The organism is Streptomyces sp. H27-H5 (assembly GCF_026627505.1).
Taxonomy (GTDB): domain Bacteria; phylum Actinomycetota; class Actinomycetes; order Streptomycetales; family Streptomycetaceae; genus Streptomyces.
This window is the reverse complement of record NZ_JAPNLK010000007.1, coordinates 125,829-143,363: the sequence shown is the minus strand read 5'-3', so window position 1 is coordinate 143,363 and position 17,535 is coordinate 125,829. Positions and strand designations below refer to the sequence as shown.

The following is a 17,535-nucleotide window of genomic DNA, read 5'->3' as shown; positions in this document are numbered from 1 at the left end:
CCCGGATCCGCTCCTACATCTCCACCGTCCGCAAACACGGCATCAACCCCCTCACCGCCCTACGCGACCTCTTCGCCGGACGGCCATGGATGCTGCCCACAACCAGCGGAAACCCCTAAACAGTTACTACCAGGTAGAGGCCGATCTATTTGCGGCCAATACCTCAGTCGTGTCTATCCCTACCAAGGACCCTCTGATCAGCGTGGGCGAAGGCGTATTCGAGCATGCAGGCAACCTGTCCATGACGGAGATGCTCTCTGTGCAGGAGCTGTACCAGAGCGCATGGGCCGACCAGGCAGTCTCTTACACAGTCAATGTCGACCCCAGTAAGTATTCAGTTGACGAACTCATTGACGCGCTTCGACCATACCTAGCGCAGCTCAAGGGAACCACGGTCTTCCCCGAGATGAGCTTTCGGCAGCCGCCATATGAGCGAATTGATAAGGCTACCTACGACGAGATGATAGCAATGGTGGGAACAGAGACCTCTGATACCTCCTACGACGAAGTTTGCTCGTCGGGAGCCTGTCCTATTTAGCCTTGCCCAAAAAGTTGCTTTTCGGTCCACGCCGAAACGCACCAACCCTGAAGGACGGTACGGATGAGTTTTCCGAGCCCCTTTGACGGCGCCTCCCCGTGGGGCGAAACCGCAGAACCAACCACTTCCAAGGAGAAGCCTATGACTGAGATCAACGACGTCCCCACTGCCCCCTTTGAGGCGGGGGTCACCATCAAGTTTGGTGCTGGCTTTGACGCCCCATGGTGGACGCCTCGGGTGCACGGCAACACTCCGGACGAGGTGGCCAAGGGCACCGTTGCGCTTCTGAAGGCCTTCGTGGATAACGGCGGACCTGAGGCTCTTGTGTTCGTGGCCAACAAGGCGCAGGCAGCCTACGGCCCGCCTGCGGGAGGCTCCGCCCCGAAGACGTTCCAGGGGGGCCGAGTTCAGTCCGCCCCACAGGCGCCGGCCGCTGCGGGGGGAGCTGGCGATAGCTGCCCGCACGGGCGTACACACCGCAAGGGAACGAGTGCGCGGGGCGAGTGGGAAGCGATGTTCTGCTCTGCCCCTCAGAAGCACGAGCAGTGTAAGGCGCTGTTCCTTCAGAAGGACGGTTCTTGGGCCTAGCCAAGTAGTTAGTGACCAGGAGAGGGGCCGGGGAAACTCGGCCCCTCCGCTTTAGGAGGCCAACAGTGCCAATGCAGTTGCGCAGTGACGTGACAGTCAAGCTCATCAAGTCGTCCGCGAATGACATCGACGTTGCCCGAGCGGCGCGAGTCTCCACCCAAGGAGGTCAGTCACTTGGTGACGGAGGTAAAAGCGAAGGGCTTATCAACTATCTGGTTCGAGATCGGCACGGCAGCCCTTTCGAACACAACTCGTTCACCTTCCTGGTGGAAGCGCCGATCTTCGTAGCCCGAGAGCACATGCGCCATCGGGCCGGCTGGTCCTACAACGAAGAATCGGGGCGGTACAAGGAACTCGAAGGAGTCTTCTACATGCCGGACGGAGACCGCCCGCTAGTACAAGTAGGCAAGCCCGGCGCCTACGAGTTCCAGGCGGGTACGCCGGTGCAAAAGCGGGCAGTGGTGGAGAGCTTCTACTCGGCATACACCTGGTCCTATCAGGCGTATCTGTCACTTCTGAAACGTGGTGTAGCTCGGGAGGTAGCGCGAATGGTGCTGCCAGTCGGTCTCTTTACGTCCTACTACGCAACCTGCAACGCGCGCTCGCTCATGCACTTCCTTTCCCTGCGCACCCGCTCCGAAGAATCCACCTACCCGTCATTTCCTCAGCGCGAGATTGAGATGGTGGCTGAGCAGATGGAGGAGTCATTTCGGGATCTCATGCCAAGCACTCACGCCGCATTCCTAAAACACGGAAGGGTCGCCCCGTAGGCCCAGCCGAACGCCGACGAAACTTCTTCTGCTTCTGCTTCGGTGTCACAGCCTCTAACTGCGTCTATATCGGGGTGATGGTTCTTACTCGAAAATTCTAGGAGGGCCCTTGCGCCACATCACTTACCGACTCAAAGGCGAACCAATCAGCATCCGGGTGGTGGAAGACCCTGCGGACATCAGGGCCTTCGCTGACTGGATCTCACGGCAACGGATCGCCGGATTCGACACCGAGACAACCGGACTGGACTGGTGGAACGCAGATAGAGGTTTCAGGTGCCGGCTAGCGCAGTTCGGTACTGGATCTGAAGCGTGGGTGATCCCCGTTGAGAGAGGCTCCGTTTATGTTGAAGCGGTCAGGACAGCCCTCCTTAGTCTTGAGTGGCTTGTAGCGCACAACGGGACGTTTGATCTGCACGTTGCTGAAGCCTGCCTAGGCATTCCGATGGAAGACCTTGCTCAGAAGATGTGGGATACGAGCCTGTTGGCGCATCTCGTTGACCCGAGGGGCGTCAAGGAAAAGGGGCCTGGGCTCAAGCTCGAAGAGCTGACCAAGCACTACATCTGTCCTGTGACAGCCCAAGAGGTCAAGGGCTCCATGACAGAGATAGCCAAGAGGTACAAGACGACCAAGGAGAAGATATGGGCACTCGTTGATTTGCAAGACGAGGAATACAACCGCTACGCGGGCATGGATCCGGCGCTTGCTTATCGGTTGTTCCAAATCCTTTACCGTCTTGTACCGTACCGCTCCAAGGAACGTGGGCTCATCGGGTGGGAACACCGCCTAGCCCACGTCACAGCAAAGCTTGAGCGGTCCGGATACCTGTTGGATGTTCAGTACGCCGAGACGCGGTGTGCGGAGCTGGTCCAGGAACAGCAAAAGTGGGAGTCAGTAGCCCTCTCCTTCGGAGTCGAGAACCCCAACTCAAATCAGCAGCTCATTGAAGCCTTCGCGGGCTTCGGGTTGACTCTGACCAAACGAACGAAGCCCACCAAGAACCATCCAAAGGGCCAGTTGGCCATGGATGACGATGTCCTGTCGTCCCTCAAACACCCCTTGGCTGATGCGGTAATCAGGGCTAAGAAGGCCGGCAAGTGGCGCAAGACCTGGTTTGAGCGGGCCTTGAATGGCCGCGACTCGAATGATCGGGTACACGGAAGTATAAATAGTCTCCAGGCCAGAACATCCCGGATGTCAATTTCGGGGAGCATCCCAGCCCAGACGTTCCCCTCGGGGGACGGTTACGTGAGGCACATGTTCCTTGCTGACGAGGGTCACGTCTCATGCTCCATCGACTTCGGAAACATGGAGCTCCGCTATCTAGCTGCGTTCTCGCGTGACCCCACGATGTTGAACGCCTTCCTCAACAATATGGACCTGCACCAGATTACGGCTGATGCCGCTGGTGTGAGTCGCAAAGTTGGGAAGATGGCGAACTTCCTAACGGTATTTGGTGGCGGTTGGGCAGCCCTTATGGAGCAGGCTGCTGTAGACGAGGCAACCGCTCGCAAGGTATTGGAGGCCTTCGCCGCTACCTATCCCGGCGTAGGTGCCTTCGGTAAGCGTCTGGCGGAAGAGGCAAAGAAGACCGGCTACGTCTGGACAGCAACAGGCCGGCGACTTCCTGTCGACCCCGGTAAGTGGTTCCGCGCACTCAACTACTTCATTCAGGGCGGTTCCCGGGATGTCACTGCCAGGGCAATCTTGGAACTCGACGGAGCAGGCTTCACGCCATACATGAGGCTGCCGATTCACGACGAGATCGTTTTCAGTTTCCCCGAGAAGGAAGCTTCCGAGATGGCTCGCGAAGCGGCCCGCCTCATGCAGTTCCCCGTACAGGGTTTGCTGATTCCGGCTGATGCCGAGATCGGTAAGCGTTCATGGGGAAGCGTTTTGGAACTCGAAGACAGCAAACACTAGGAGAGCTGATGGACGACAATGCGTTTGAAGAGCTTGTAAGTGGCATTGAGGTTCAGATGAACTCGGAGCTGCTTCAGAAGAAGGGGGCCTATGCAGTTACGGCCGCCAAGATTTCCGGACTCGTCTTAACCGAGGCCGTAGCCACTGGTGTGCCGGCTTCCGTGGCGCAGGAGATGGCTTCCGACACCTGGATAGGCCTCATGGGCTTTCCCGTCCTCACCGAGACTGATTCGGAGGACTCGGAGTGAGCCCATTCCCGCGCTTTGACTACGAGGGCGATCCCCAGTATCTCGACCTCAAGAACATCCCTAAGTCGGCAGTCACGGTGACAGTAAATATCAACGACGAGAAACTTCGCACAGCGGTCAATGAACGAATTCGCATGTACGAGGCATCCCGAGAGCAGGCGATCAAGGATGAGTCCTACGGTGTGGCCTTCAGGGTGGAACTCAAGCTGAAGGCTCTCCGGGATGTTCTTCAGGACGCAGGTGTTTCCTGATGTGGGACGACGAGGCTTCGGAAATGGAGAACGACTGTGAGTGACATGCCCACACACCTTATCGAGTCAAGCCGATACGGATACAACAGCGGCCGGCACCGACTGGCCTACGGACATCAGCATGTGAGGAACAGCCTAAAGGGGCTGCGTGCACGTTATCCAAGTGCCGATATGCGGGTTCTCGACCTTGCTGAGCTTGTCGATGTGACGGAGGATTTTATGCTGGGGGTATCCGATGGCTGACGCTCGATGGCGAAACTTCAGTGATGCCGAGATCAAGGAATTGTGTTGGCTCGTCGGACAGGGCGCAGAAGAGTATTACGCCGATGACTACGAACTAGCTTGCTCACTCTCCTACAGCCTGCATGAGGAGTACACGATCCGTGAAGGAAAGTGACCCCAGCCGGCTTCGCTGGGAGGAATTGTTTCCCTCAACCACGAAGCGGCCCCGTTGGGACGAGTGGGCGCTAGGAGTTGCGGACGCTGTGGCAGTTAGGGGGGACTGCACCCGATCACAAGTCGGTGCGGTCCTCCTGGACCGCCGGCGCCGGCTCTGTGCCGCCGGCTACAACGGCACGCCTCCGGGAGAGAAGTCCTGCCTTGCAGACAGCTGGTGCCCACGTGGCCGGCTGACCTATGAACAGATTCCAAGGGGTTCTGATTATGGCAACTGCATCAGCATCCATGCTGAGGAGAACCTACTAATCCATGCAAACCGGGAGGACCTGATGGGCGGCACGGTCTATGTCACCCGGGCTCCCTGCTCCAGATGCAGAACACGCCTTCAGGCGGCCGGGGTATTCCGGGTGGTCTGGCGGACTGAAACTGAGTGGGATGCGAAAGTTTTGAACTAAGAGAGGTAGGGGAGTTGGGAGGGGCATGCTTGGTCGACTTGGAAGAGTGGATTGAAGAGAAAGTGAAAGCTGCCCCTCCTTTGGGGGAGGGGCAGCTAGAAGAGATCAGGAAGCTACTGGGCTAGTGCGGGCGCCTGTAGACAACCTCAATTAGGTTGGGATCGAAAGGCGCACTCCGGGACCGTCCTTCAGGGTATGGGTGAACAATCACCGCCTGAAGGACGGTCTCTATTGCTTTGCCCTTTTGTTTGATGTCGAACGCCCCCCACTTCTCTCGTGTAAACCCAGCCAGGAAGTTTCGAGCAGCCTGCTCTTCCAGGAAGTGCCTTTGATCCTGCTCGGAATCCGAAATCTTGGCGTCGATGTCATCGCGAAACTCAATGTACTCAGCCATGTTGAGAGCCTCGCTCTTGAGGAGAGCCTTCAGCTCCTGCTTGCGAAGTCGCAACTTTTCTAGGGTGGCTAGCCCATACCACTGTTTTTCTTCAGGCTGGGCAGCAGCGTATTGCTGCTCAAGAGTACGGATGACGATCTCTTCTACGATGTAGTCGATCTTATCCATTCGCCGGGACACCCTTCTACAGTCTGTCCCGTTGCAGACGTAGTTTCCAAAGAGGTGGCGCCCGTGTGCCTTTCTTCCGATCATTCCGTGTAGGCAGAGTTCTCCATCCTCTTTCAGCCAACCGCATCTGAGGATTCCGGAGGAAACGTGCTTCCGCAGACTCTTGGCTTTCTTGGCAGGCTTCTCGCCAGGCTCGCCATTCGGGTTGTAGGACTTCCAGAGCCTGACCCACTCTTCCGGTGTTGCAACTGTCTCCCAGCTACCAACAACCGGTTGCCCTGTTATAGGGTCTGTTATCAACTCGCCGTTGAGAATCCTGTATCCGCAAATGGCAGGATTAGTGAGCATGCCCCGTACCGCAATGGCCGTCCACGCAGCAGCACCGCTGACGGTAGGGACGTTTTCCTTTATGTACCAAGTAGCGATGGTGTTCCAGCCCTGACCTGCTAGCCGGCGTTCAATGCCAGCCCGAAGGTACGGCGCCTCGTAGGGGTCCAGCTTCTCATTGCTGAGCCGACCGAACCTGATGTCCTTCCCCAGCCAACCGAAGCGCCGGGGGCCGCCATGAGACTTGCCCTCGATGGCGCGGTCACGCGTGTTGCGAGTGACGCGGCGCTTGACCCTGCGAACTTCGCCTTCGCCAGTAGAGGCCATGACAAGGCCTCGTGTCTGCTCAGACTCGGCATGTACGTCTACAAGCTGCCGCTTGTCTGTGTAGTAGAGGCAGCCCTCCTCATCTACGGTGAGAGCGCGGTAGAGCCTCAGGTAGTCCTCAGGTAGCCGGTAGACGCGCTCATCCTCTACGGCAATGAGCCCCTTGATCGGATAGCCGGCCTCCACGCTTCGTGCCCTGAGGTCACGGACCATCTGTACGAAGGCTGGCCGGGTGATGTCCGGATCGGCTGCTGTGATGTGGTTGTCCGTGTACCGGTAGACCACAGCCCATCCGAGCTTCTCCGCAGCCGGGTCGCAGTGATGCCCGTGCTGCCTCCCCACCCCGATCTGCTCTTTGCCATGCTGCTGCCTGTCCTTGGTTATACGTGCGTAGGAGCAGACAGGCACCCGTCCACCTAGCCACTCTTCGAAGGTCAGACCCTCCTTGAGTGCAGCGGCAAGGCTGGGGTGTATCTCCCACTGTGAGTGTGCTGCCACCGTCCCCCCTCATGTTGTGCGTCTTAGAGATAATGACGTACACGCGCTCCTCGACGAGTACGCCGGGGACGGCGACGGCGAGCGGATCGGCCGCGCGCTCGGCCCGTACAAGGCGCTGATCCTGCGCAACCAGGGGCTGCTGACGGTCGGGGACTCCGTGGACGCGGCGGCCTGGTGGTTCATCGCGGCGGAGCGGGCCGCGCAGGTGCAGTTGATCGCCCGGGCGGCCGGGAAGCCGGTGCCCGTCGACCACCGCGCCGCGGTCGCCACCAGGGAGCGGTTCGGGACGGACCTCGCGGCCTGGGTGAGCTACCAGCCGCTGTGGCAGACCGTCGCGCCGTAGGCCCGTCCCCGCGCCCCCGGACGGGTGACGTCAACATCATGAACGGTTAATCACCTGCTCTGACATCGTGCGCAATCCGGAGCACTGTCGCAGTGGTGCACAATTCGCTGGCATTGCACCGGAGTTCAGAGAGGCGGCACGCACGTGGCTGTCCAAGAGATCCCCAGAAGTACCCACGGCGGCGCCTGCACCTGCGACGACTGCCCCCACGGAGCCCGGGAGGAACACCGCCGGGCGGTGGCCGCCTTCCTGGAGAAGCGCGAGGAGTTCGCCGCCGGCCAAGGCCTGCCCGCCGCACTGTCCCGATCCGCCGGCGCCTCCCGCCAGTGGGTCTCCGACGAGCTGACCCTGTCCGCCCGGGCGGTCGCCGACCGGGGCCGCGAGGCCGGGCACTCCTGGCTGTACCTGCTGTCCCGGCGGGCCGTCCTCGCCCTGTGGATCGCCGCCGGGGTGCTGCTGCTGGTCCAGGTCGGCACCGCGCTGGGCGCCGGCTGGTCGTCGGCGCGCACCGCCGGACTGCTGGCCGCGCTCGTGCTGGTGGCGCTGCTCACCGTCGGGTCCCGCGCCCAGTCGCTGCGCGGCGGACTGCTGGCCCCGCTGGTCGGCGAGGACAACCGGCTGTCCACCTCCAAGGCCGTGCCGAGCGCCTGGCTGGTCCTGATCGCCTTCTCCGCCCTGCTGCCCGCGCTGCGGCTCGCCGTCTCCGCGCCGGGGCCCGAACGCGAGGCCCTGTACGCGGGGCTGGCGCTCGGGCGGGCGCTGCCGCTGCTGGCGGTGCTCGCGCTGACGTCGGGGGTGGCGGTGCTGGTGCGCCGGGTGGTCTCCGTACGGATCATGGGGCAGCGGCTCCAGAAGCTGCCCGCCGACCGACCCTCGGGCGCCGACCTGCTGACGGACGACGCCGGCCGGGGAAGCCTCGCGGACGCCCAGTACGTGCTGGTCTCCACGGTGGTGCTGGCCTTCGCGGCGGTGTCGCTGGCCCGGTTCCCCGACCGGCTGCCCCGACTGCCGTGGGCGCTGGCCCTGCTGGTGGCCCTGTCGGCCGCCGTGTACCTCGCGGCGAAGTACGCGGAGGGCAGCCGTCCGCTGGTGCTGTCTGTGGTGCGCAGACGGGAGCCCGGGGACCTGGACTCGGCCGTCCGCCCCGGGGACGACATCGAGATCCGCGGCGTCGGCTTCGTGCCGCCCGGCGCGCAGACGCCGGAGATGCTGGCCCGGCTGGTGGTGCGGATCGGAACGGTCCACGTGCACGTGCCGTTGGTGCCGGTCGCCGGCGGGTTCACCAACCCGTCCGACGCGGTGCTGACCGTGCCGGTGCCGGCGGAGGTGGAACCGGGGCGCGTCGACGTCCAGGTGGTGACCGCCGCCGGAGTGGAGTCGAACCGCTGCGGCATCGACGTGGCGGAGTGAACGGCGACGGGGTAGACATGGGGCGTGACCCGAACTGACGTCCTTTCCGGTGCCGCCCCCGGGCTGCGGGAACGCGCCGCCCGGCACGCCCTCCTCCCCCTGCGGATCTTCCTCGGCGTGACCTTCGTGTACGCGGGTCTGGACAAGCTGACCGACTCGGCGTTCCTCTCCGCCGCGGGCGACGGCTCCATCGGCGACCTGATGCGCGGGGTCCGCGACACCTCCGCGATCCCCGCCCTGGTCGACCTGGCGCTCAAGGCGCCCGTCGGCTTCGCCGTCACCCTGGCCGTCGGGGAACTCCTGGTGGGCCTCGGGCTCCTGGCCGGACTGCTGACCCGGATCGCCGCCCTGGGCGGTGCGTTGATCGCGCTCAGCCTGTGGCTCACGGTCTCCTGGGCGGTCACCCCGTACTACTACGGCAACGACCTGATCTACCTGATGGCCTGCACCCCGCTGATCCTCGCGGGGGCGCCCTACCTGTCGCTGGACTCCGTGATCCGCTCGCGCCGGTCCCGACGCACCGCGTAGGTCACCACCCCGACGACGGCCGCGAGCGCGAGGCCGCCCGCGGCCATCGGGACCACGGCGAACCAGGGCAGGTCCACCTCGCCTGCCGCGTCCAGCAGGCAGAGCGTGCCCGCGGCGAGCAGCACCAGCCCCGCGATCAGCCGTCCCGGCTGGAACTCATGACGCCGCACGGGCCACCTCCACCTGTCCCACGCCCGCTTCGAGGCGCAGCTCGATCGTTCCCCCGGCCTCGGTGCCGCCGGCGGGGGGCAAGGTCTCCGACCGGTGCTCGCCGCCCCTCTTCACGCGCACCTGCCCGCCCGGCTCACCGGGCAGCCGCAGGTCGCCCCACCGGACCGTCATGTCCGACCGCGCGGTGACCTCGCGGGGCACGACCACCTTCAGCCGGCCCGCGTCGATGGAGGCCCGGACGGACAGCGTGGTGCCCCTCGGCACGTCCAGCCGGCTCAGGTCCAAGGTCGCCAGCCCCGTGCCCGCCTCGTACGAGGGCCGTACGTCGGCCACCGCGGCGGGCCGCCACGAGACGTCCCGCCAGTCCGTGCCGATCTCCTTCGGCAGGGCGCTCGCCCCCGCCAGGAGCCCGGCGGTGATCAGCGACAGCAGGACGGTGCCGAAGCCGGTGCGGCCCTTGACCGAACTGACGGCCAGCCCCAGCCCGAAGACGGCCAGCGCGGCGGCCAGCCCGACCGTGAGGGCGTGCGAGAGGGTGCTGCCCTCCCACACCGAGGCGGTGGCGACGGCCCCGCCGAGCAGCGCCAGCACGAAGACCCGCCCGCCGATGCCACCGCGCCCGACCGCCCGGGAAACCGGCGCGGCGGGCTTCGGCGCCCGGTCCGCGGGGGCCTCCACGTCCGCCGGACCCCACAGGTACCCGGTGGCCCCCACCGGACCGGTCGTGCCGTCCTTGACCAGCGGGTCCCGCCACCAGGAGGGGCTGCCGGGCGCGGGCGGCGCCTGCGTCTCCGGCGGCGGCACCGCCCGGGACGCCGGTGGGGGCTGCGCCTGCGGCGCGGCGCCGGCCCGCCGCCGGGACCAGTACGAGGCCCCGCCGAGCGCCAGGATCACCAGGATCGAGAACACCCCGAGCCCGCCGTTGTCCACCATCGTCAGGAACAGCGCGCAGCCCACCAGCGCCGCGAACAACGCCGCGAGCGTCGCCCCCTCCACCCGGCCCGTCAGCAGCTTCTTCGCCTCGGACTCCTCGTCGCCGTCCTGGGGGAGCAGCAGCCAGGCGAACCCGTAGAAGATCAGACCGACGCCACCGGTGACGGCGAGGACGGCCAGCACGATCCGGAACACCACCGGGTCCAGGTCGAAGTACCGGCCGAGTCCCGCGCACACGCCGGCGAGCACCTTGTCGCGCCTGCCGCGGCGCAGGGGAGGGTGTTCGGGAGGGGCGGGAGCCCCGGAGTCCGCCGGCGGGGCCTCGTGTACGTCGGTCATGGGTCCATGGTGACGGGCCGTCGGCCCCCGAGGCATCCGGCCCGACCCTGGGACAACCCTGATATCCCCCCGATCGAAGTGGGGGGCTGCCCTGATGCCGCGCGACCGCCGACCGTGTGACCATCGGTGCCATGCCCGCAGCAGCAGCCGCCCCCCGCATCCCGCACGTACAGGAGTCCCCGCCGGGCTCCGAGGCACCGCACCGCAAGCTCTACCGCAGCGCCGACGGCCGGATGCTCGGCGGGGTCGCGCGCGGGCTCGCCGGGCACCTCGGGCTGCCCGTCGTCTGGGTCCGCCTCGCGTTCCTCGGCCTGTTCCTGTGGGGGGACGGCCTCGGCGTGCTGCTGTACGCCGCGTTCTGGGTCTTCGTACCGCTCGGCATCGGCGGTCGCACCGGACACCGCTCCTACTTCGAGACCCTCGCCGACGGCAGCCGGCGCCTGCGCAAACCCGACGGGGGGCAGGTCACCGCGCTGATCGCGCTGTGCGTGGGCGCCGGCATCTTCTTCTCCCAGCTGCGGGTCGGCGGCGCCAACGGCCGCTACGTCTGGCCCACGCTGCTCGTCGGCGCCGGCGTGGTGCTGGTCTGGCGGCAGGCCGACAACGCCCGCCGCGCCCACTGGAGCGCCGCCGCCGGACGGCACGGCCGGCTGCTCCAGGCGGCCAGGGCGCTCGCCGGGGTGGCCCTGGTCTGCGTGGGCCTGACCGTGTTCATCGTCGTACGGGGCTCCGCCGCCCAACTGGGCAACGTCCTCACCGCCACCCTCGCCGTCCTCGTCGGCGTCGCCCTGCTCGCCGGCCCCTGGCTGATCCGGATGACCCAGGACCTCTCCGAGGAACGCCTGATGCGCATCCGCGCCCAGGAACGCGCCGAGGTCGCCGCCCACGTCCACGACTCGGTGCTGCACACCCTCACCCTGATCCAACGCAACGCCGAGGACGTCGGCGAGGTCCGCCGGCTCGCCCGCGCCCAGGAACGCGAACTGCGGAACTGGCTCTACAAGCCCGAGGGCACCGGCAAGGACGAGGCCGAGGAACCCACCACGCTCGCCGACGCCGTGAAGCGGACCGCCGCCGAGGTCGAGGACCACCACGGCGTCCCCATCGAGGTCGTCGTCGTCGGCGACTGCCCGCTCGACGAGAAGCTGGCCGCCCAGATCCAGGCCGCACGCGAGGCAATGGTCAACGCCGCCAAGTACGGTGGCGAGGGCGGACCGGTACAGGTGTACGCGGAGGTCGAGGGCCGCACCGTGTTCGTGTCCGTTCGGGACCGCGGCCCCGGATTCGACATCGACGCGGTACCGGACGACCGGATGGGCGTACGAGAATCGATCATCGGCCGGATGCAGCGCAACGGCGGGACCGCGCGGCTGCGGTCCGCGCCCGACGGCGGCACGGAAGTCGAGCTGGAGATGGAGAGGGCGGCGAACGCAGCATGACCGAGGACAACGCGAACACCGGCGCGCCGACCGGGGGAGCCCCCGACGCCGGCCCGGGGAGGGTCCGGGTGGTGCTCGTCGACGACCACCGGATGTTCCGCACCGGCGTACAGGCCGAGATCGGCGAGACCGCGCGGACCGGCGTCGAGGTCGTCGGCGAGGCCGCGGACGTGGACCAGGCCGTCACCGTCATCACCGCCACCCGCCCCGAGGTGGTGCTCCTCGACGTGCACCTGCCCGGCGGCGGCGGGGTCGAGGTGCTGCGGCGCTGCGCCCCCCTGATGTCGGCCGCCGAGAACCCGGTGCGGTTCCTGGCCCTGTCGGTGTCGGACGCCGCCGAGGACGTCATCGGGGTCATCCGCGGCGGGGCGCGCGGCTACGTCACCAAGACCATCACCGGCACCGACCTGGTGAACTCGATCTTCCGGGTGCAGGACGGGGACGCGGTGTTCTCCCCCCGGCTCGCCGGTTTCGTGCTCGACGCCTTCGCCTCCACGGACGCGCCGCCCGTCGACGAGGACCTCGACCGGCTCACCCAGCGCGAGCGCGAGGTGCTGCGGCTGATCGCGCGCGGGTACGCGTACAAGGAGATCGCCAAGCAGCTCTTCATCTCGGTCAAGACGGTCGAGTCGCACGTGTCGGCGGTGCTCAGGAAGCTCCAGCTCTCCAACCGGCACGAGCTGACCCGCTGGGCCACGGCCCGCCGCCTGGTGTGACCCCGAGGGGGCCGCGGGCCGCTGGGTCCGGGCCTACGCGGGTCGGGAGGCGCCCGCCCAGGGCATCGAGTCCACGGGGGCCACCCGGACCGTCGAGCCGGGGCGCGGGGCGTGGATCATCTGGCCGTTCCCGATGTACAGGCCGACGTGGGTCACCCCGGAGTAGAAGAAGAGCAGGTCACCCGGGGCCAGTTGGTCACGGGCGACCCGGCGCCCGGCGTTGATCTGGGTGTAGGTGGTGCGGGGCAGCGAGACCCCGGCGGCCCGCCAGGCGGCCTGCGTCAGGCCCGAGCAGTCGAACGAACCCGGTCCGGTGGCACCCCACACGTACGGCTTGCCGATCGCCCCGTGCGCGAAGGCGATGGCCCGCGCGGCGCGCGAACCGTCGGCCGGCGCCGGCGCGGCGGTCCGCAGGCCGGCCGGTGACGCCACGCCCGCCGGCGATGCCGCCGCGGCGGCGGTGGTCGGCGCCGAGCGGGCCTCGTACGCCGCCCGCTCCTGCGCGGTGAGCCTCGCCAACAGCCGCTTGGCGCCGGCAAGCTTGCCCTCGACGAGGGCCTTGGTCTCGGCGAGCTCGTCCCGCCGCCCGCGCAGGTCCGCCAGCCGCCCGGAGGCCTTCTCGCGCACCTTCGCGACCTGATCCAACTGCGCCCGTACGGAGGCCACCTCGGCGGCGGTGCGGTCACCGGCCCGGCTCAGGAACGCGGCCCGCTCCAGGTACTCCTGCGGGTCCTCGGCCATCGCCAGCTGGACCGCGGGCCCCAGGCTCCCGCTGCGGTACTGGCCGGCGGCGAGGGAACCCAGCGCGCCGCGCGCGGTGTTGAGCCGGTCCGTCCGGCGGGCGGCCTCGTCACGCAGGCCGGTCAGCTCCCGTTCGGCCTCGTCGGCCTTCTCCTTCGCCCCGTTGTACCGCTCCGTCGCCGCCTCGGCCTCCTCGTAGAGCCGGTCCACGTCCGCCGCGACCTGGGCGGGAGTCTGGCGGGGCTCGGCCTGGGAGACGCCTTCGAAGGTGGTGGCGGTGGCAGCGCCCGCGAGGGCGAGGGTGGTGGCCGCCGTTCGTACGGCGGGGCCGGAGAGCGGGCGCTGCCTGGGCTTTCGATGACTTGCCACGGGGGCGTCACGTCCTTCCGTTGGTCTTGGGGGAGGACGTTAAACCTGAAGGTAACGGGCCGATGACGAGATGACCCGAATCGACCGCAGTTGACCGGTCAGTGCCAGAGCAGGGCGATAAAGATATTGGCGATGGTCAGTCCGCCGACCGCGCCGAAGAGGGCCTTGTCCACCCGCTCCTCGTCCCGCTTCACGTAGACCAGCGCCAGGATCACGAAGAGGACGGCGAGCTTCACGCCTATCTTCACCTGGTTGATCGTGCCGCCGTCCATCTCCCGGAAGCCGACCAGCAGCACACCGGTCACGAGCATGGTCAGCGCGCCGTGCAGCATCGCCGGGACGAAGCGGGCGGTGCCCGCTGCCATGGCCTTCATCTGGGTGAGGAACCCGCCGAGGAGCGAGGCGATCCCGATGATGTGCAGGCCGACGAAGACCTTGATCAGTACGTCCATGCCGTCGAGCGTACGGGGCGCCCCCCGAGCCGAATCCGGCAGGTCGACAGGGCGCCGCACAGCCCGGTGAGGCCCGTCCGGGCCTGCGTAGAGTGAGGACATGGCCGCCACTCCCGCCGCTGAACCACCCCACCCCGACGCCGACCGACCGCACGTCGACCACCCCGACGCCGACCGGCCGGAGGTCGACCGGCTGGAACTCGTCGAGGTCCTCGCGGCGCTCGGTCACCCCGTCCGGCTGGAGATCGTGCGCAGGCTCGCCTCCGGCGCGGAGGCGTTCTGCGGCGAGGTGGTCCCCGACCTGCCGCGCTCCAGCGTCACGCACCACCTCAAGACGCTGTACGAGAGCGGAGTGATCACCCGCCGCCCCGCCGGACGCCGGCTCTACCTGGCCCTGCGGCGCGAGGACCTGGAGCTGCGCTTCCCCGGCCTGCTGGCGCTGGTACTGGGCTGACCTGCCCCGGAAGGGCCCCGGAGCCGGGCCGGCAGGGCATGGCGGGCCGGGTGTGGGCGGGCCGGATACGGGCATATGCCGCCGATTTTTCGGGGCCGGGACCGGCTGTCGGTCCGGCCCCCTAAACTCGGAAGGCGATGAGCAGCCTCTTTGACGACAGTTTCCTGGCGGACCTCTCCCCCTCCGACGAGGTCCAGCCGCCGCCCGAGGATCACGCCGCCCCGGAAACGGGCGCGGACGACCTCTTCGGCGGCCGGTTCGACGTACCCATGAGCGGGGACTCCCACTACCGCGACGGGGCGCCCAAACCCGTCATCGACCCGGCGGCGCTCCTGGACGGGCTCAACACCGAGCAGCGCGCCGCCGTGGTCCACGCGGGTTCCCCGCTGCTCATCGTGGCCGGCGCCGGCTCCGGCAAGACCCGGGTCCTGACCCACCGCATCGGCCACCTGCTGGCCGCGCGCGGGGTCCACCCGGGGCAGATCCTGGCGATCACCTTCACCAACAAGGCCGCCGGCGAGATGAAGGAACGCGTCGAGAACCTGGTGGGCCCGCGCGCGAACGCGATGTGGGTCTCGACGTTCCACAGCGCGTGCGTGCGCATCCTGCGCCGCGAGTCGAAGCGCCTCGGCTTCACCTCCTCGTTCTCGATCTACGACGCGGCCGACTCGAAGCGCCTGATGGCGCTCGTCTGCCGCGACCTGGACCTGGACCCGAAGAAGTTCCCGCCGAAGTCCTTCAACGCCAAGATCTCGAACCTCAAGAACGAGCTCATCGACGAGGACGCGTTCGCGGGCCAGGCGGCGGACGGGTTCGAGAAGACGCTGGCCCAGGCGTACGCGATGTACCAGGGACGGCTGCGCGAGGCCAATGCCCTCGACTTCGACGACATCATCATGACCACGGTGCACCTGCTCCAGGCGTTCCCGGAGGTCGCCGAGCACTACCGGCGCCGCTTCCGGCACGTCCTCGTCGACGAGTACCAGGACACCAACCACGCCCAGTACACCCTGGTGCGCGAGCTGGTCGGCACCGGCTACCCGGACCTGCCGCCCGCCGAACTGTGCGTGGTGGGCGACGCCGACCAGTCGATCTACGCCTTCCGCGGCGCGACCATCCGCAACATCCTCCAGTTCGAAGAGGACTACGCGGACGCGACGACGATCCTGCTGGAGCAGAACTACCGCTCCACGCAGACCATCCTGTCCGCCGCCAACGCCGTCATCGAGCGCAACGAGAACCGCCGGGCGAAGAACCTGTGGACCGAGGCCGGCACCGGCGCGGTCATCACCGGCTACGTCTCGGACACCGAGCACGACGAGGCGCAGTTCGTCGCCGACGAGATCGACCGGCTGACCGACGCCGGCGACGCCAAGGCGGGCGACGTCGCGATCTTCTACCGCACGAACGCGCAGTCCCGCGTCTTCGAGGAGATCTTCATCCGCGTCGGCCTGCCCTACAAGGTCGTCGGCGGTGTCCGCTTCTACGAGCGCAAGGAGGTCCGCGACGTCCTCGCGTACCTGCGCGTGCTGGCGAACCCGGAGGACAACGTCCCCCTGCGCCGCATCCTGAACGTACCCAAGCGCGGCATCGGCGAGCGGGCCGAGGCGATGATCGACGCCCTCGCTATGCGCGAGAAGATCACGTTCCCGCAGGCGCTGCGGCGCGTGGACGAGGCCTTCGGCATGGCCGCGCGCTCGACCAACGCCGTGAAGCGGTTCAACGTGCTGATGGAGGAACTGCGGACCATCGTGGAGTCGGGCGCGGGCCCGGCGGTGGTGCTGGAAGCGGTGCTGGAGCGGACGGGCTACCTCGCGGAGCTCCAGGCCTCGACCGACCCGCAGGACGAGACGCGGATCGAGAACCTCCAGGAACTCGCGGCGGTGGCGCTGGAGTTCGAGCAGGCGCGCGCGGCCGGCCCGCAGACCCCGGCGGCCGACGCCGACGCCGGTACTGAGGGCGAGGGCGGTGCCGACGCCGACGCTGATGCCGACGCCCCCGCGGCCGGTCCGGGTCCCGGCACGCTGGCGGAGTTCCTGGAGCAGGTCGCGCTCGTCGCGGACTCCGACCAGATCCCCGACGAGGACACCGACGGCAGCGGGGTCATCACCCTGATGACCCTGCACACCGCCAAGGGCCTGGAGTTCCCGGTGGTCTTCCTGACCGGCATGGAGGACGGGGTCTTCCCGCACATGCGCGCGCTGGGACAGACCAAGGAACTGGAGGAGGAGCGACGCCTCGCGTACGTCGGCATCACGCGGGCGCGCGAGCGGCTCTACCTGACGCGTTCCTCGATGCGCAGCGCCTGGGGCACGCCCTCGTACAACCCGCCGTCACGCTTCCTGGAGGAGATCCCGACCGAGTACCTCCAGTGGAAGCGCACGGGCGCGACCCAGAAGCCGGCCGGACCGATGCGCAGTTCGGGCTACGGCTCGGGCTCCTCGGGCGGCTCCGGTTCCAGGAACTCGTTCGGGACCTCGCCGGAGTCGTTCCTGTCCTCGTCACGCACCAAGTCGGGCCCCTCGGGGTTCGCCACGCGGCGCGCCTCCGACAAGCCCGTCATCACGCTGGTGGTCGGGGACCGGGTCACGCACGACCAGTTCGGTCTGGGCACGGTCATGGAGGTCAAGGGCGCCGGCGCGGACGCCCAGGCCACCATCGACTTCGGGGACGACAAGCCGAAGCGGCTGCTGCTGCGGTACGCGCCGGTACAGAAGCTCTAGCGCGGACGGCGGGGCGGGTCGCCTGCGAGG

At 67.1% G+C, this 17,535-nt stretch carries 17 protein-coding genes and 1 pseudogene; 13 read left to right on the top strand and 5 right to left on the bottom strand.

Going from position 1 to position 17,535, the window contains the following annotated elements:
* Positions 1-202: 202 nt before the first annotated feature.
* From OTB19_RS05355 to OTB19_RS05330, 6 genes are all read left to right on the top strand, one after another.
* On the top strand, positions 203-538 hold the full coding sequence (locus tag OTB19_RS05355) for a hypothetical protein (protein ID WP_267796819.1): 336 nt from the start codon (positions 203-205) through the stop codon (positions 536-538).
* 659 nt (positions 539-1,197) lie between these two features.
* Positions 1,198-1,896, top strand: a complete 699-nt coding sequence (gene thyX, locus OTB19_RS05350) for an FAD-dependent thymidylate synthase (RefSeq protein ID WP_267796831.1) — start codon at positions 1,198-1,200, stop codon at positions 1,894-1,896.
* 109 nt (positions 1,897-2,005) lie between these two features.
* Positions 2,006-3,820, top strand: a complete 1,815-nt coding sequence (locus OTB19_RS05345) for a DNA polymerase (protein ID WP_267796818.1) — start codon at positions 2,006-2,008, stop codon at positions 3,818-3,820.
* A gap of 8 nt (positions 3,821-3,828) precedes the next feature.
* On the top strand, positions 3,829-4,068 hold the full coding sequence (locus OTB19_RS05340) for a hypothetical protein (protein WP_267796817.1): 240 nt from the start codon (positions 3,829-3,831) through the stop codon (positions 4,066-4,068).
* Positions 4,065-4,319: a hypothetical protein gene (locus OTB19_RS05335; protein WP_267796815.1), complete on the top strand. Its 255-nt coding sequence runs from the start codon at positions 4,065-4,067 to the stop codon at positions 4,317-4,319. Before OTB19_RS05340 ends, OTB19_RS05335 begins: the two co-directional genes overlap by 4 nt.
* Positions 4,320-4,684: 365 nt before the next feature.
* Entirely contained in the window at positions 4,685-5,173 is a 489-nt protein-coding gene (locus OTB19_RS05330; RefSeq protein WP_267796814.1) for a deoxycytidylate deaminase, read from the top strand.
* 121 nt (positions 5,174-5,294) lie between these two features.
* On the opposite strand, the gene OTB19_RS05325 is transcribed toward OTB19_RS05330, so the two are convergent.
* Positions 5,295-6,887, bottom strand: coding sequence for a recombinase family protein (locus tag OTB19_RS05325; RefSeq protein ID WP_267796813.1), 1,593 nt, complete (start codon positions 6,885-6,887; stop codon positions 5,295-5,297).
* A 40-nt stretch (positions 6,888-6,927) separates the two neighbouring features.
* Between OTB19_RS05325 and OTB19_RS05320 the strand changes: the two are divergent.
* From OTB19_RS05320 to OTB19_RS05310, 3 genes and pseudogenes are all read left to right on the top strand, one after another.
* Positions 6,928-7,230 (top strand): annotated as a pseudogene (locus tag OTB19_RS05320) (class II aldolase/adducin family protein); the annotation flags it as partial.
* A 144-nt stretch (positions 7,231-7,374) separates the two neighbouring features.
* Complete coding sequence (locus tag OTB19_RS05315; RefSeq protein WP_267796812.1) at positions 7,375-8,640, top strand: hypothetical protein; 1,266 nt, start codon at positions 7,375-7,377, stop codon at positions 8,638-8,640.
* Between the two features lie 24 nt (positions 8,641-8,664).
* The gene (locus tag OTB19_RS05310) at positions 8,665-9,168 is read left to right on the top strand and encodes a DoxX family membrane protein (protein ID WP_267796811.1); all 504 of its coding nucleotides are present in this window, start codon (positions 8,665-8,667) and stop codon (positions 9,166-9,168) included.
* On the opposite strand, the gene OTB19_RS05305 is transcribed toward OTB19_RS05310, so the two are convergent.
* Positions 9,114-9,338 carry a hypothetical protein gene (locus tag OTB19_RS05305; RefSeq protein ID WP_267796810.1) on the bottom strand — a complete coding sequence of 75 codons (225 nt, stop codon included), beginning with the start codon at positions 9,336-9,338 and terminating at the stop codon, positions 9,114-9,116. The two genes, OTB19_RS05310 and OTB19_RS05305, sit on opposite strands and share 55 nt — an antisense overlap.
* Positions 9,325-10,611, bottom strand: a complete 1,287-nt coding sequence (locus OTB19_RS05300) for a PspC domain-containing protein (protein ID WP_267796809.1) — start codon at positions 10,609-10,611, stop codon at positions 9,325-9,327. The genes OTB19_RS05305 and OTB19_RS05300 overlap by 14 nt, the downstream gene beginning before the upstream one ends.
* 131 nt (positions 10,612-10,742) lie before the next feature.
* Here OTB19_RS05300 and OTB19_RS05295 point away from each other — a divergent pair, with 131 nt between their 5' ends.
* Together OTB19_RS05295 and OTB19_RS05290 are read left to right on the top strand one after the other, a co-directional pair.
* Positions 10,743-12,050, top strand: coding sequence for an ATP-binding protein (locus OTB19_RS05295; protein ID WP_267796807.1), 1,308 nt, complete (start codon positions 10,743-10,745; stop codon positions 12,048-12,050).
* Positions 12,047-12,766, top strand: a complete 720-nt coding sequence (locus OTB19_RS05290; protein ID WP_267796806.1) for a LuxR C-terminal-related transcriptional regulator — start codon at positions 12,047-12,049, stop codon at positions 12,764-12,766. Before OTB19_RS05295 ends, OTB19_RS05290 begins: the two co-directional genes overlap by 4 nt.
* Positions 12,767-12,799: 33 nt before the next feature.
* Here the strand turns inward: OTB19_RS05290 and OTB19_RS05285 are convergent, their stop codons facing one another.
* Positions 12,800-13,876, bottom strand: a complete 1,077-nt coding sequence (locus OTB19_RS05285) for a C40 family peptidase (RefSeq protein WP_267796805.1) — start codon at positions 13,874-13,876, stop codon at positions 12,800-12,802.
* Between the two features lie 98 nt (positions 13,877-13,974).
* Positions 13,975-14,328: a hypothetical protein gene (locus OTB19_RS05280; RefSeq protein WP_267796803.1), complete on the bottom strand. Its 354-nt coding sequence runs from the start codon at positions 14,326-14,328 to the stop codon at positions 13,975-13,977.
* Between the two features lie 100 nt (positions 14,329-14,428).
* Between OTB19_RS05280 and OTB19_RS05275 the strand changes: the two genes are divergently transcribed.
* Both OTB19_RS05275 and OTB19_RS05270 read left to right on the top strand, forming a co-directional pair.
* Entirely contained in the window at positions 14,429-14,782 is a 354-nt protein-coding gene (locus OTB19_RS05275; RefSeq protein WP_267796802.1) for an ArsR/SmtB family transcription factor, read from the top strand.
* A gap of 137 nt (positions 14,783-14,919) precedes the next feature.
* Positions 14,920-17,505, top strand: coding sequence for an ATP-dependent DNA helicase (locus tag OTB19_RS05270; protein WP_267796801.1), 2,586 nt, complete (start codon positions 14,920-14,922; stop codon positions 17,503-17,505).
* Positions 17,506-17,535: the final 30 nt, after the last annotated feature.